The organism is Vibrio sp. 14G-20, from assembly GCF_026241515.1.
Taxonomy (GTDB): Bacteria; Pseudomonadota; Gammaproteobacteria; order Enterobacterales; family Vibrionaceae; genus Vibrio.
Window position 1 is genome coordinate 175,021 of record NZ_JAPHPW010000004.1, and the last position, 13,360, is coordinate 188,380.

At 42.5% G+C, this 13,360-nt stretch carries 12 protein-coding genes, 1 tRNA gene and 1 pseudogene; 5 read left to right on the forward strand and 9 right to left on the reverse strand.

The window, feature by feature from the left end; translation table 11 throughout:
* Positions 1-66 precede the first annotated feature (66 nt).
* From OQJ75_RS05225 to OQJ75_RS05240, 4 genes and pseudogenes are all read right to left on the reverse strand, one after another.
* Complete coding sequence (locus OQJ75_RS05225; RefSeq protein WP_048611924.1) at positions 67-1,041, reverse strand: autoinducer 2 ABC transporter substrate-binding protein; 975 nt, start codon at positions 1,039-1,041, stop codon at positions 67-69.
* Between the two features lie 597 nt (positions 1,042-1,638).
* A pseudogene (locus OQJ75_RS05230) lies at positions 1,639-2,823 on the reverse strand (tyrosine-type recombinase/integrase).
* 218 nt (positions 2,824-3,041) lie between these two features.
* Positions 3,042-3,118: transfer RNA gene (locus tag OQJ75_RS05235), tRNA-Val, on the reverse strand.
* 265 nt (positions 3,119-3,383) lie between these two features.
* Positions 3,384-4,052, reverse strand: coding sequence for a DUF2726 domain-containing protein (locus OQJ75_RS05240; protein WP_260810858.1), 669 nt, complete (start codon positions 4,050-4,052; stop codon positions 3,384-3,386).
* Positions 4,053-4,325: 273 nt separating this feature from the next.
* Between OQJ75_RS05240 and OQJ75_RS05245 the strand changes: the two genes are divergently transcribed.
* Positions 4,326-4,511 (forward strand): hypothetical protein, encoded by a 186-nt coding sequence (locus tag OQJ75_RS05245; protein ID WP_017059179.1) that lies wholly within the window; start codon positions 4,326-4,328, stop codon positions 4,509-4,511.
* 135 nt (positions 4,512-4,646) lie between these two features.
* Here the strand turns inward: OQJ75_RS05245 and OQJ75_RS05250 are convergent, their stop codons facing one another.
* Positions 4,647-6,605 carry a GGDEF domain-containing protein gene (locus OQJ75_RS05250; protein ID WP_265971382.1) on the reverse strand — a complete coding sequence of 653 codons (1,959 nt, stop codon included), beginning with the start codon at positions 6,603-6,605 and terminating at the stop codon, positions 4,647-4,649.
* 261 nt (positions 6,606-6,866) lie between these two features.
* Between OQJ75_RS05250 and OQJ75_RS05255 the strand changes: the two genes are divergently transcribed.
* Entirely contained in the window at positions 6,867-7,973 is a 1,107-nt protein-coding gene (locus OQJ75_RS05255) for a M20/M25/M40 family metallo-hydrolase (protein WP_265971380.1), read from the forward strand.
* Between the two features lie 108 nt (positions 7,974-8,081).
* Here the strand turns inward: OQJ75_RS05255 and OQJ75_RS05260 are convergent, their stop codons facing one another.
* Together OQJ75_RS05260 and OQJ75_RS05265 are read right to left on the reverse strand one after the other, a co-directional pair.
* The gene (locus OQJ75_RS05260; protein ID WP_050645258.1) at positions 8,082-8,504 is read right to left on the reverse strand and encodes a DUF3859 domain-containing protein; all 423 of its coding nucleotides are present in this window, start codon (positions 8,502-8,504) and stop codon (positions 8,082-8,084) included.
* Between the two features lie 74 nt (positions 8,505-8,578).
* Positions 8,579-8,947 (reverse strand): ATP-binding protein, encoded by a 369-nt coding sequence (locus OQJ75_RS05265; protein WP_265971377.1) that lies wholly within the window; start codon positions 8,945-8,947, stop codon positions 8,579-8,581.
* 275 nt (positions 8,948-9,222) lie between these two features.
* Here OQJ75_RS05265 and metA point away from each other — a divergent pair, with 275 nt between their 5' ends.
* On the forward strand, positions 9,223-10,164 hold the full coding sequence (gene metA, locus OQJ75_RS05270; protein ID WP_017059174.1) for a homoserine O-acetyltransferase MetA: 942 nt from the start codon (positions 9,223-9,225) through the stop codon (positions 10,162-10,164).
* A 169-nt stretch (positions 10,165-10,333) separates the two neighbouring features.
* A complete protein-coding gene (pilW, locus tag OQJ75_RS05275) occupies positions 10,334-11,101 on the forward strand; it encodes a type IV pilus biogenesis/stability protein PilW (RefSeq protein ID WP_265971375.1) in 768 nt (255 codons plus the stop codon).
* A gap of 89 nt (positions 11,102-11,190) precedes the next feature.
* Here pilW and rlmF read toward each other — a convergent pair whose 3' ends face one another.
* Both rlmF and OQJ75_RS05285 read right to left on the reverse strand, forming a co-directional pair.
* The gene (gene rlmF, locus OQJ75_RS05280; RefSeq protein WP_265971373.1) at positions 11,191-12,444 is read right to left on the reverse strand and encodes a 23S rRNA (adenine(1618)-N(6))-methyltransferase RlmF; all 1,254 of its coding nucleotides are present in this window, start codon (positions 12,442-12,444) and stop codon (positions 11,191-11,193) included.
* A gap of 4 nt (positions 12,445-12,448) precedes the next feature.
* The gene (locus tag OQJ75_RS05285) at positions 12,449-12,946 is read right to left on the reverse strand and encodes a YgjP-like metallopeptidase domain-containing protein (protein WP_161680468.1); all 498 of its coding nucleotides are present in this window, start codon (positions 12,944-12,946) and stop codon (positions 12,449-12,451) included.
* Between the two features lie 137 nt (positions 12,947-13,083).
* Here OQJ75_RS05285 and OQJ75_RS05290 point away from each other — a divergent pair, with 137 nt between their 5' ends.
* Positions 13,084-13,320 (forward strand): glutaredoxin family protein, encoded by a 237-nt coding sequence (locus OQJ75_RS05290; protein ID WP_016786183.1) that lies wholly within the window; start codon positions 13,084-13,086, stop codon positions 13,318-13,320.
* Positions 13,321-13,360: the final 40 nt, after the last annotated feature.

The window sequence follows — 13,360 nt, forward strand, 5'->3', positions numbered from 1 at the left end:
ATTGCACTACCCCGAAGTTATTACTTGTTATCGGTAAAACATTAACGAACTTGTCAAAGTTAACGCCTAGAAGCCAAGTTGACGTGCGTTTGTTTTATCAACTTCAAGGATCTTATTAAATTTCACTACACGTTTTTCAGTATCGATTTCAGCATCACCCAAACCTTTAACGTTTACTCCATCTGTTACTGCTTTGCCATCAAGCATTTGTTTTGCAACAGCAACCATCGCATAGCCAGCATCGGCAGGGTTCCACAAGTATCCTTTATCAATCTCGCCGCGCATCAAGTAAGGTGCAGCTTGGCTTGGCATTAAGATACCTACAACACTGATCTTATCTTTAGCTCGTTTCTTCTTAATCGCTTCCCCAGCACCAATGCCACCTAGAGAACCATAAGAAACAATACCTGCCATATCAGGGTGCGCCTTCATCAAATCGTTGGTCGCTGCGTATGATTGATCGATACTTTCAGCAACAGGCATGCGGCTGGTCACTTCATACATTTCTGGGTAAGTTTGCTTTTGGTAATCTATTGCTAAATTTGCCCAGTTATTGTGTAACGGCACAGTAAGTGAACCTACGTAAACAGCGTATCCACCTTTCTCACCCATATTTTTTGCAAGCTCATCCATAGTCACTTTCGCATAGGATTGGTTATCAATAGTTTCGATATCCCAATCAGCTCCGTGCCCGTCCGGAGATTCGTGAGTTAAAACGATAATGCCCTTCTCACGTGCCTTCTTGAATACTGGCTCAAGAACCGTTACGTCATTTGGCACAACGGTGATTGCATCGACACCTTTAGCAATCAAGTCTTCAATAATTTTTACTTGTTGTGCTGGATCTGGTGTAGAAGGACCAAGTTGGCGTGCGTTAACACCAAAGTCAGTTGCTGCTTGTTCAATACCTTTGTTCATTTGGTTAAACCAAGGAATACCAGATACTTTAACGACGTTTACAATTTCATAGTCTTTAGCGTGTGCACCTGCAGCAGCAAGAGCAAGAGTTAGTGCAGCAGCTTTTAGTAATACCTTTTTCATGTCCATCAATCCTTTTTTATTATGTGTAGGGTTCAATAAAATTGACGAATACATGCTATCTCATAGTTCAATACAAAAATTACCATGCACAACCAAACCGTGACACAGACACAGTAACGTTAATTCTTACGATCGATAATGTTAATAAATAGTTAAATTAACACGTCGAGGTATTTAAAGAACTGAAAATACGACAATAATAACAATTACGCAACATTTACATAACATTACATTTTCATATTTTGCCGTGGAGAATGTTAGGTGGAGAGTCAGATTTCAGTGGCTAATATTAATGAGTGTTTTATTGGTAAAAACCAGACAATGGTCACTATGTATAAGGCGGAAATTCAATATCTCTTGTATGGAGAGATAACTATTACGGGAAAAGAGTTATAGAGAATTGGTGAGTGCACTAAAGGGTGTAATTAAATAACGAATAGTAGTTAAGTTCGCATGGCACTCAACATGATTAGAACCTGTGTAACCATTTCTAACCACGTTGAGCGTATTACAGTTTCAAAGTTCGATAAACTTCTATTGGAATATAGTTGTCGTTAAAGTGTGTAGGTTATACGTTTCTTTTGCACTCCAATGCAACTAACTCACAACCTTAAGGCTCTTTTTACCACTCATCGACAAACTTCCCGTTGCAGCCCCTTCAATATGATCACTCCACCACGCCATGAGAACTTTACGACGTTCAAGGTAATCAGTACGGTTGTATGCGCTTCTTACCTTATCTCTATCTACATGAGAAATGCAGCTTCAATAATGTCTGGATCAAAGTTCTGTTCATTTAGAGTGGTACTAGCTAATGCGCGTAAACCGTGAGAAGTTTGCCTGCCCTTCATGCCCATTCTTACTAATGCTTTATTTGCTGTCTCTTTGTTGATGTGATTTTTGTTACTTTTGTCTGCTGGGAAAAGGTATTCACTATCACCTGTGATGAAATCAATAGTTTCTAATAAATATAGAGTTTGTTTTGTTAAAGGGACGGTATGTACTCTCCCCTTTTTCATTCTTTCAGCAGGAATAACCCAAAGCATCTTTTCTTTATCAATTTCATCCCAACGTGCCCCGGCCGTTTCAGTTGGTCTTGTCATGGTATGAAGTTGCCATTCTAGCAAGCAGCAAGTGATGGGTTTAATTGATGCGTAGTTGATTGTTTTGAGAAGCTCTGGAAGCTCATCAGGAGTTAGCGACGCTTGGTTAGTTACCTTAGCAGTCTCAAATGCTTTACCAATGCCAGCAAGCTTGTTGTGTTCAATCACACCCGTGTTCACTGCAAAAGTCATTATCTCATTGAGGTTGCGGCACAAGCGCCCGACTGTTTATAGCTTACCTTGGTTAGCAATGGGTTTAATTGTTTTGATCGCTTGAGGGGCTGTTATATCACCAAGAGGAAACTTACCTAAGTCAGATAAGAGGTATTTCTCAATGCGTTGCTTTAATTTCTTAGCCGTTTGCTCTTTGACGCTTGTTTTCTTCACTTCAAGCCAGTCATCAAATACCGACTGTAACGTATTCGACAATTCTAACTGTTTTTCTCTGAGTGTAGTGTCACGGTGTTCTTTAGGATCAATACCATCAGCAAGTAGTTCTCTAGCTTCAATCGCTTTGGTTCTTGCTTTGGCTAGTGAGACGTCAGGGAACTTACCTAAGGCTAGATTCAAGCACTTTCGTGAAATGGGGTGATAATAAGAAAAAACCCATAGTTTTGTTCCTGTAGGCTTAATCTTCAATGATAATCCATCACCGTCACCTAAACTTTGCTTGTTTAATTTGAGTAGCCGTTAAACGCTGTACCTTTTCGCCATCATCCCCCCTGAAGTAACCTCGAAATTGCTTAGATCTTAAAAGACTACTTAAGAGATTACTTTAAACGGTGGATTACAACACATCATGGGATCTCTTGGGACCAAAAAATGGTTAAGAGTCTGATAAAACAAGGAATTACAGGTACAAAAAAGCCCACACTAGGTGGGCTCTTTCGTATAATTTGGTGCCCGCTACTGGACTCGAACCAGTGACACCTTGCATGTCATGCAAGTACTCTAACCAACTGAGCTAAGCGGGCAAATGCTTTGAAACTTAACTAACCGCTTTACTAAGTGGCTAACGCTTCAGAACGAGATGGATAATAACGAGTGAATGGGTAGCGTGCAAGGATAAATTTGCACAAAACTGTTCGTTTGCTTTTAAAAACAACAATCAGAATAAATTTTAAACACAAAGCAGATCAATGGCTTGAAGTAGATCACATTTCGCCTCTACTTCAATAGCTACATACATCTGTCTGTTTCGTGTCTTGTTTCTCAGATGAAACGTTTTGACTTAAGATATTAGTTAGAATCTTCATCAACATCGAACACAACATTGTAGTTCTCGGTGTAAGTACAATTAGGTTGACGACTACATGTAAAGAAGCGTCGGCCTTTGTAATCACCTTGGCTTGCCAGTTTAATAATCATCGGGCTACCGCACTTCTTACAGAATCGAACTTCTTTGGATGGTTCGATTAGGTCGATGTGGGCTGCCAGTAACCTCTTCAAGCGGCTCACTTGGTAGCTGTGTTTAATTGACGCACCAATAAGAGGTAAACCTGCCGATTTACAGACGTGAATCAGTAGCTTTTCGCGGTCGACTTTCCCTTTATTGAGTTCTTTGCCGTTATCAAGTTCGATGATCACACGGGGCTCTAACGTTCGCGGGTCGCAAACTACAAAGTCGAAGTAACTACGTGAGATCTTGTTGTTGGCGATAAACCAATTCTTCTTGTTGTTCGTCTTAGCAGGAACCAGCACGTTCGACATGCTGACTTTGGCAAACACTTCCCCATGGTTACCCACCGCGGATTTAAGCGCGTTATAGAATGTCGCCTGTTGCGCTGACATCAACGCCCCTTTCTTCTGATAAGCATGGTCTTTGGTGTCATCGTGTTTCACCACATACTTTTGAATAAAGTAAAAGAACACAACCAGAACAATTACAACGATAAAGATATTAGTCATTTTCGAACACAATCAAGTCTGTATAGGGATTAAGAGAGTGGCTAGCGTATGTAGAAAAGCATCACCTGGCAAGCAAAAGAGCAAGAGTTACCAACCAGAATCACGACCTTTGAATGCTGTAATCAACAAGAGGTCGCTCATACGCTAGACACACTTCTCCTATTTTGATGATCAAATCATCAATTACACTCTAGATTGATTTAGATCAATTTACCCAGACTTGTGATCAACTAGCCTGAAAAACGTTAGGCAAATGTTAATAAGGAAGTTGATATGGAACTTAAACAAGACCCAAGATGTTATACCGACGTATGTGTAGATGGTAAATGGTTCCACTATGACCACTGTGGTACCCAAGCCTACATGTTAAAAGGCGGCGCTTCAGCGGTGATTGAACTCGCTAGCGAACCAGCAACGGAAGGCGAATTGGTTGAAATGCTTCAAGGTGTCGCTAAATAGTTCACCAAGCCAAATCAAAATATGAATTAAACGAATAAGAGTAGATAGCTGTATTAGTTAAGATAAGCACTCTTATTCGCTTAGTTATTGAAGTTCAGGTTTATTGATTAAAAGGGACTAACCTAGCTTGAACACTCAAATGATAACGACCTTATTACGCCCTGACTGCTTAGCTTGATACAAAGCATCGTCTGCCGATTTTAAATGTTTCTTATAGGTACGGCTATTCAACTGTTGTTCCGTTAGATGAGTCGTCGCACCAATCGATGTAGTTAATTCTAATGGGCCAGAATACGTCTCAATTGGTCGGTCAGCGATCGCTTGTCTTATCAGCTCAAGCTCTTTATTAGGATCTTGATTCCCAGCCAGCAACAAAACAAACTCTTCCCCACCCCATCTTGCCACTACATCGTTTGTTGATAAGATTTGCTCTAAACGCTGAGCGACTTCCACCAACACTTGGTCACCGACATCATGCCCATAAGTATCATTTACTTGTTTGAAGCGGTCCAAATCTAGAATAGCGAGCGTATACCCAAACGACGACAAAGGATGTGGTATCGGCTGAGTTAACCGTTGTTCCAAGTAACGCCTATTGTATAAACCTGTCAGTTCACATCTTGTTGATTGCTTGAGTAACTCTTTGTTGGTCTTCTGGATCGAGCGCAACCTTATCAATAGCAACGTGGCGCTTATCATCACCATGATACCCAACGCAACAACGATTCGATTCCGTAGCTGCTGCTTATCTAATGTCAGCTCACCCAACTCTTTTTCTGCGTTAAGCAGTTCGTTTTCTTGAGCTAATGATGCCGTAGCGAAATCTTGCTCTAGTAAAAAGATATCACTCTGGCGCTTATCAAAAAGCAGCGCTTTGTTGCCCTTGTAATAGAGCTTGAAGTAGCGGAGTGCGTTCTTGCTGTCGCCTCTTGAATCATAGTATTCAGCAAGTGTTCTTAAGCCGAGGACCTTCCAGCTGCGAGTCCCTACAACATCGAACATTGCAGACGATCGCTTTAGATCAGCAAAAACAAAATTATCTCGGTTCAAACCAATATTCGCTAAGGCTCTATTTAGGTAACACTGCCCCAATTGAAGTGTGTATTTGTCCACTCCTGGGTATCTAAGACACAAGTTTGCGACTTGTCGTGCTGACTCAAAGTTCTTTTCCGCCAACAACACATCACTCTCGGCTTTTAATAGAATGATTTTGTATCGTTCACTCACGTTATCGCCATTTAGCTTAGCCGCACTTTGATATGCTTCTCGACCCTTGACCAAATCACCACTGCGCAGATAAGCAAAAGACTCATTCACATGCAGCACGCCGATGGTAGACGCTTCAAGTAGTCCGCTCTTGTAATAGAGTTTTTTGGCTCTTTTAATCAGCTTGAGCGCCTTAGGCCAGTCTTCCAAATAGATATAAAGCAGTGCCATGTTTGACACTAACTTGCTGTTGTAGATGTGTTGAGGGTACTTCTTACCAAGGTCTAAACCTTTATGGAAAAAGTATTGAGCTTCGGGAAAGTCATTGCGGATATTGTTGATGACACCCGCCGTGTTATAAGCCTTAATCAACAACTCTTCATAGTGGAGCGATTCTGCGATATCTATCGCGGCTCTGATTTGGATTTCAGACTCCGCCAGCTCACCCTTGCTGATATGTTCAATTGCCAATTCAACGAGAGATTGAGTCTTTAGCCACGACATATGTTCGTGTTGTGCGAGCGCTTTAATCTGTCTGACGTATTCCGAAACGGCTTCGGTATCCAGCTTGTGTTGTGCGAGGTTCGACAAAATCATCAATTCGTAAGCACGGTAGATGGCTTTATCTTGGTCTGGGAACTTGGCTTGGAGAGTGGCGAGTTGATGAGAGGCTAAATTAGGGTCACCACGGGATACATCGAGAATACCAATCAACGCAGTTCCATATTGAGAGAGTAATAACTCTTTCTCTGGACTATAAACACTCGGGTTTTCAGGGAGAATATGCTTTAAATCATCGTCATAAGTTGGATAAAGCAAATACAGCCCAAGCACAACACTCATCAGCACGACTAAAAGAAATGAACCTAACACATTGTTTCTATTCATTTATCAGTGCCATTATTGATTGAATTCCAATTTTATTGACGTTTTTTTAAGAGCGGTCAAACATTATAACCGACAGATATACAGATTAAAATCCTGCGCAGCGGTAGATCTGGGTTGGGTTTTTCTCACTAATTAGAATAATCAGGCAACTTTCTTGATTTAACTCAGACAATCATCTACCTCATTGGCGTTATAGTGATTTTCCTGTTCCTACCTCCGCGGCTTCTTTTTGAACAAGCGGAAGCATAATGAGAATTAACAATGACCCAAATTAATGAACAACGTCTCGTAGAACATTTCTGCGATCTAGTGAAAATTGATAGTGAATCTCGTAACGAAAAAGCGATTGCTGAAGCTTTGGCTGAGCAACTCGGTGAACTAGGTTTTGAAGTTCACAAACTGGCGGTTCCTGAAGAAGTGTCTAACGGTTTCAACATTTATGCACGTTTAGATGGCACTCTTTCAGGCAGCACGGTATTCAGCTGCCACATGGATACAGTAACACCAGGTATCGGCATTGAACCAATCATCGAAGACGGCATCATCCGTTCAAAAGGCAACACGATTCTGGGTGGTGACGACAAGTCTGGTATCGCAGCTATCATGGAAGCGGTTCGCGTAATTAAAGCGGAAGGCAAAGAACACAAAACTATTGAGATTGCATTTACTGTATTCGAAGAAGGCGGTCTATTCGGCTCTTTGAACTTCGATATGTCTTACATCCAATCTGAGCACGCTATCGTACTTGATACAGGCGGCCCGATTGGCACCATCGTGAATGCAGCACCTGGCCAGCAGAAGATTGTTGCGAAGATCAAAGGTCGCCCTGCTCACGCTGGCTTAGCACCAGAAGAAGGCATCAGCGCAATTCAAGTTGCTGCAGACGCAATCACTAAGATGAACCTACTTCGTATCGATGAAGAAACGACAGCAAACGTTGGTATTGTTGAAGGTGGTCAAGCGACTAACATCGTAATGCCAGAGCTTAAAGTCGTGGCTGAAGCACGTTCTCTAAACGGCGAAAAGCTAACAGCTCAAGTTGAGCACATGATTTCTACATTCCAAGAGAGTGCAAAACAGTTCGGCGCTGAAGTAGAAATCGAATCGACTCGTGCTTACGATGCATTCGTTATTGCAGATGATCACCCGCACATTCTGTCTATCAAATCAGCGTTTGAGAAGCTTGGCGTAACAGCGAACACTAAACGCACTGGCGGCGGTAGCGATGCAAACAACTTCAACGCAAAAGGCCTAACAACAGTTAACCTTTCTACTGGTATGGCGAAAGTTCACACCACTGAAGAGTACATTGCAGTGAAAGACATGGTCGCTATCACTGAGTTTGTTGTGGCTTACGTAACGCAATAATCGAATTCTTTAGTTAGGTCGTCACTTCTATCTAGCACAATGAAAAAAGCCGAGACATCATCACGATGCTCGGCTTTTTGTTGTTTAGGTAAGCATAGAAGATCGAATCTAAAAACCTCTACGCTTCCAGAACTGGCCTTCGTCTTTGGCTACTAGGTCGAATGTCTTGTCGGCGATGATGTTGCCTTTTAGCTCGACCGTCATGCGCCATTTGCCTAGCTTGTTCGAGACTGGGGCCCAGATAGTGTCACCTAAGTAGAAATCCCAGTCATTGTTACCGACATACTCTTCACCATCGAACGGTTCGAGCACTTCACCTTTGTCTGTGGTGATGTTCGGGTGATAGATGCAGTAACGGATTTTCTCACCTTTGGCTTTTTTGATGTTCAGGATATAGCCAAACTCTACGTCGATTTCAGCATCAACGGTGGTGGTGAACTCTTGGATTTTTGGAAGATCTTTAGATTTGGAATCCCACGTTGTGTAGATCCCGTAAGATGTCATGTCGACCACAACAGAGCGCTTTGCCATTTCAATCGTTACCTTGCAGTTGTTCTATTAATTTAATTCTATTTGCCATTCAGCCAAGCTGGATAAGCACGAGGCTATTCTTGCCAGTCTCTCGCCATGCGCTTAATCACTGAAGGTTCAATATCGTGAATAGTGCCATATTGCTCTCGACACACTTCGATAATTAATTCTGCTTTGTATTTGCGTGCAAGTTGGCGGTAAGCCTTCATTTCCCAGTGCTTAATAAAGGTATTCGAAACAACCACATCAAGCCCTTGCATTAAGCCGTTTTCCGCCGTGTTTTGACACCACTCATGAGCTTGTTGCAGCTGCCTAGGATCAAAATGGTACTCACCTTGCTCATTCACAAAATACATATCGGCTTCGACATGCAATGCATCGTAGGTTTTTGCTTTTGTTGATTTGCCAGAACCAGGCAACCCTCGAATGAGTATTAACTTCATCTGTCACTTTACAGGCTAATTCGAAAACATGAGTTTATCGTAAATAGTAACGAGTTGCTCTGATAACTGCCTCTGCTCAGCATCCGAAAACCAACTACTTACACACGACTCAGATAATCACTGAATACAATGAGACTCGCCTCGAAGCGCTTGGATGGCTTCTGATAGAAAACACAAATAATTTACATCTATCCATTTTGCATATCGACAAGCGTATCAAACTACTATAGATTTAGATGTATAGACGTCTACATATCTAGCTTAGGGAGAAAGCTGTGCCTATTCGCATTCCAGACCAATTGCCAGCATCCGATGTTCTTCGTGAAGAAAACATCTTCGTGATGCCGTTATCAAGAGCATCGACACAGGAAATTCGTCCACTTCGAGTCTTGATCCTCAACCTAATGCCGAAGAAGATTGAAACTGAAACTCAATTTTTACGCCTACTATCAAACAGCCCATTGCAAGTTGATGTAGAGCTGCTGCGCATTGATGACCGACCAAGCAAAAACACACCGACTGAACACCTTGATAACTTCTATCGCCAATTTGAAATGGTCAAAGGCAGAAACTTTGATGGATTAATCATCACTGGTGCGCCGCTTGGCTTGGTTCAATTTGAAGATGTTATCTACTGGGACCATCTGAAAACCATCATGGAATGGGCAAACAAGCACGTTACTTCAACTCTATACGTGTGTTGGGCGGCTCAGGCTGGTTTGAAATTACTGTATGATTTGCCAAAACGCACTCGTAAAGAGAAGCTGTCTGGTGTTTATAATCACGAGATTCATAACCCATACCACCCTATTTTACGTGGCTTCGACGATACATTCTTAGCTCCGCACTCTCGCTATGCGGACTTCTCTCAAGAGTACTTAGCTGAGCACACAGACCTTGATGTTCTTGCGACTTCTGATGTTGCAGGCGTATACCTAGCGGCGACCAAAGATAAGCGAAACGTATTTGTAACCGGTCACCCTGAGTACGACTCTCACACGCTGCACAATGAATACATTCGTGATTTGGGTGAAGGCATGGAGCCTGTGATACCTATCAACTACTACCCGAACAACAATCCAGACAACAAACCAGTTGCAAGCTGGCGTAGCCACGGACACTTGTTGTTCTCTAACTGGCTAAACTACTGCGTTTACCAACAAACGCCTTACGATCTGGATCATTTCAGCGAAGACAATTTTACCAAAGACGATTAAGTTCTTACTTACGATTCACAAACACATAAAGCCGTGTTCAATAGGTTATTGATAAAATGACGAAATGAACGCGGTTTTTTTATGGTGTGTGGGTCGCATTCCATAATAGATTTACCACTTCAATGGGTTTGATTTCATATGATGGGTTGGTGTTCATAAGGAGCTTCACATGCCTGCCAAGCCGTTATTATCTAAACCCTTTTCGTTATCCCGCCCCCTTTCGTTATCAAGTATGGTACTACTCGCCTCGCTTTCATTGGTCGGTTGCGTCTCTGTCACTGAAGGTCCACCAAAGATTGAAAGTGATCCTATCGCGATGTCTGAATCTCGAATCGAATTAGGCTTAGGCTACATGGGACAAGGCAATATGGTCAGAGCGCGGGAAAATCTTGAGCTCGCAATTAGACACGCACCTAGTTACTACCGTGCTCGGCTTTCAATGGCGCATTACTACGAACGAGTGGGCGAAGTAGACGAAGCAAGATCTACTTATCGAAAGGCATTGAGTCTAGATTCTAGAAACGGCAATGTATTGAACAACTACGGTACATTTTTGTGTAAACAGGGTGAATACGAACAAGCCGATAAGTACTTCAATCGCGCCATCGACCAGCCCTACTACTATCTCGTCTCAGCAAGTTATGAAAACGCGGCGTTTTGTGCATTTAAGGCTGGTAATACCGACCAAGCAAAATACTACTTCAGCAGAGCGATTGACCATGACCCAAACCGCGTAAAATCGATACTACAGTTATCAAAAATCGAAGTGAGTGACGCCGATTACAATGACGCTCGACTTCGTTTATTCAAATTCCACCAGCGTTATGGCTATCAAATTCCATCGCTTCAAATCTTGGTAGAACTGGAAAACAAAGCCGGAAACAGTGCACTTGAGAAGAAGTACCAAACCAAATTAGACGAGTTGCTCTCTACTTAGAATCACTAGAACATAAAAACGGGCTTGCTGAATAAACAACAAGCCCGTTTTCTTATGTAAGCTATTAGATACTTTCTGGTATTGAAGTTTTATTTAAGCGCAATCCACTCTTGTCTCTGCTCATCATCCATAAAGGTCCACGCAACAAAGCGACTCACCTTTTGGCCTTGCGACATCTCTACCACTTTAACTTGTTTCGCTCTCAACTTACCAAGCTCTGAACGAATCATGTCTACGTTGTCTTTCTTAGAAATCAGTGTCGTAAACCACAGCACTTGCGTTGCAAACTGCTGGCTCTCTCTCGCCATTTTCATAATGAAAGCCGCTTCACCACCCGGACACCATAGTTCCGCTTTTTGACCACCAAAGTTTAAGGTTGGCTTGTCTTGCTTAGCTTGCGATTTTTTAGATTCTGGCTTGAATGACTTACCTGCTTTCTTAGCACGGTTTGCCGCTAGATTATCAAGTTTACGTTGCGACCCTTTTTCCGCTTCTTCTAAAGAACCGTGGAATGGAGGATTACAAATAGTGACATCGTAACGTTCATTATCCTTAATCACGCCTTTAAAGATGGCTTCAGAGTCTGCTTGCAAGCGCGCTCGGATCTTACCTTTCAGATTCGCGTTACTTTCTGCAATGAAGTTTGCAGTTTTGATGGATACAGGGTCAACATCTGTACCCGTACAACGCCATTTGTATTCTGTCGTACCAATGATTGGGTAGATACAGTTTGCACCAACACCAATATCCAACGCCTTAACCGAAGCGTGATGATAAGGTTCGCCTTGACCATCGCTCTTAAGGATGTCGGCCACTCTATGGATGTAATCTGCTCGGCCTGGAATTGGCGGGCACAGGTAACCCGCAGGAATATCCCAATGCTTAACGCCATAGTGATGTGCTAGCAGCGCCTTGTTAAGTAACTTAACGGCCAATGGGTCCGAGAAGTTGATCGTATCTTCATCAACAGGGTTCTTAATCAAGTGCTCTTTCAACTCAGGCAAAGCTGCAACTAATAAATCGAAGTCGTAGCGACCTGTGTGCTGGTTTCTCGGGTGTAGTCCGCCCACTGGTTTAGCATTATTCTTGTTACGCTGTGAACCGCCCGTTCGTTTCGAGCCAGAAGGCTTTTGCGAACCGTTCGATCTTTTTGGTGCGCTCTTATTCGAAGTACCTTTCTTAAACGGCGCTTTACCCGCTCCGCCTTTATTATTGGTTGGTTTACCAGAAACTCGCTTGGCTTTATTCTGTGCAGCCGCTTTTGAATCCGCGTTGTTACGGTTTTTATCAGAGGCGCTGTTTTTCGACAGGCTTAGCGTGGTTCTATTTTGTGATTGGCTCATTGGGCTACTTCTTTAAATCTAAATACATCATGAATAAACGGGCATCCAACTCAAGTTGGTGATATTCCGGTTCCATGTGACAGCATAGTTGGTAAAAGGCTTTGTCGTGCTCTTTCTCTTTGATGTGCGCCAGTTCATGCACTACCAACATTCGAAGCAAAGGTTCTGGTGCATTTCTAAAGACACTGGCGATACGAATCTCATTCTTCGATTTGATCTTGCCACCGTGATTCTTCGCAACATAGGAGTGAAGACCTAATGCATTATTGATTAGGTGTATTTTCCCGTCGTAAATCACCTTGCTAATCGGTGGTGTTTTCTTCATGTAGCGATTTTTAATCTCAATCGCATAATCAAACAGGGCCTTCTCGCTTTTTATTTCATGATTATTTGGATAGCGAGCTTCAAACCAAGGCACCAATTTACCCGACTCTACAAGTTGAGTTACAGGGTCGATAATGTGCTTAGGATAGCCTTGAATATAGCGTAAAGAAGGATGCATTATGAAAGACCGTACAAGTTACACCACGACAATACGTTGTGGTCTTGAAAATTGAGCCGCATAGTGTAACTGATCACACTTTTCTAATCACCTAGGATTCGTTACACTTTAGCGAGATTCACCAAGAGAATGAAAAAATGAAACGTGTTGTATTGTACGTCGCAGACAAATGCCCACACTGTAAAGATGCCCAACGCTATTTGGATTCTAAGAAAATTGTTTACCGCCTAACGAATGCAAAAATGCAACGTGGCCGTAAAGAGTTACAGGCAATGGGTGCTCGCTCTATCCCTGTGCTTAAGATCGGCGATCAAGTGATGGTCGGCTGGAATCAGAAGAACTTCGATAAGATGTATAACTCTAAGAACACCTAACGTGTTCTGAACCAGTCATACTTCTATACAACAAAGCCCG

Excerpts from the sequence above, each read along its gene's own strand:
- OQJ75_RS05225 (WP_048611924.1), bottom strand. The coding sequence starts at position 1,041 with ATGAAAAAGGTATTACTAAAAGCTGCTGCACTAACTCTTGCTCTTGCT.
- OQJ75_RS05240 (WP_260810858.1), bottom strand. The coding sequence starts at position 4,052 with ATGACTAATATCTTTATCGTTGTAATTGTTCTGGTTGTGTTCTTTTAC.
- OQJ75_RS05245 (WP_017059179.1), top strand. The coding sequence starts at position 4,326 with ATGGAACTTAAACAAGACCCAAGATGTTATACCGACGTATGTGTAGAT.
- OQJ75_RS05250 (WP_265971382.1), bottom strand. The coding sequence starts at position 6,605 with ATGAATAGAAACAATGTGTTAGGTTCATTTCTTTTAGTCGTGCTGATG.
- OQJ75_RS05255 (WP_265971380.1), top strand. The coding sequence starts at position 6,867 with ATGACCCAAATTAATGAACAACGTCTCGTAGAACATTTCTGCGATCTA.
- OQJ75_RS05260 (WP_050645258.1), bottom strand. The coding sequence starts at position 8,504 with ATGGCAAAGCGCTCTGTTGTGGTCGACATGACATCTTACGGGATCTAC.
- OQJ75_RS05265 (WP_265971377.1), bottom strand. The coding sequence starts at position 8,947 with ATGAAGTTAATACTCATTCGAGGGTTGCCTGGTTCTGGCAAATCAACA.
- pilW (WP_265971375.1), top strand. The coding sequence starts at position 10,334 with ATGCCTGCCAAGCCGTTATTATCTAAACCCTTTTCGTTATCCCGCCCC.
- rlmF (WP_265971373.1), bottom strand. The coding sequence starts at position 12,444 with ATGAGCCAATCACAAAATAGAACCACGCTAAGCCTGTCGAAAAACAGC.
- OQJ75_RS05285 (WP_161680468.1), bottom strand. The coding sequence starts at position 12,946 with ATGCATCCTTCTTTACGCTATATTCAAGGCTATCCTAAGCACATTATC.
- OQJ75_RS05290 (WP_016786183.1), top strand. The coding sequence starts at position 13,084 with ATGAAACGTGTTGTATTGTACGTCGCAGACAAATGCCCACACTGTAAA.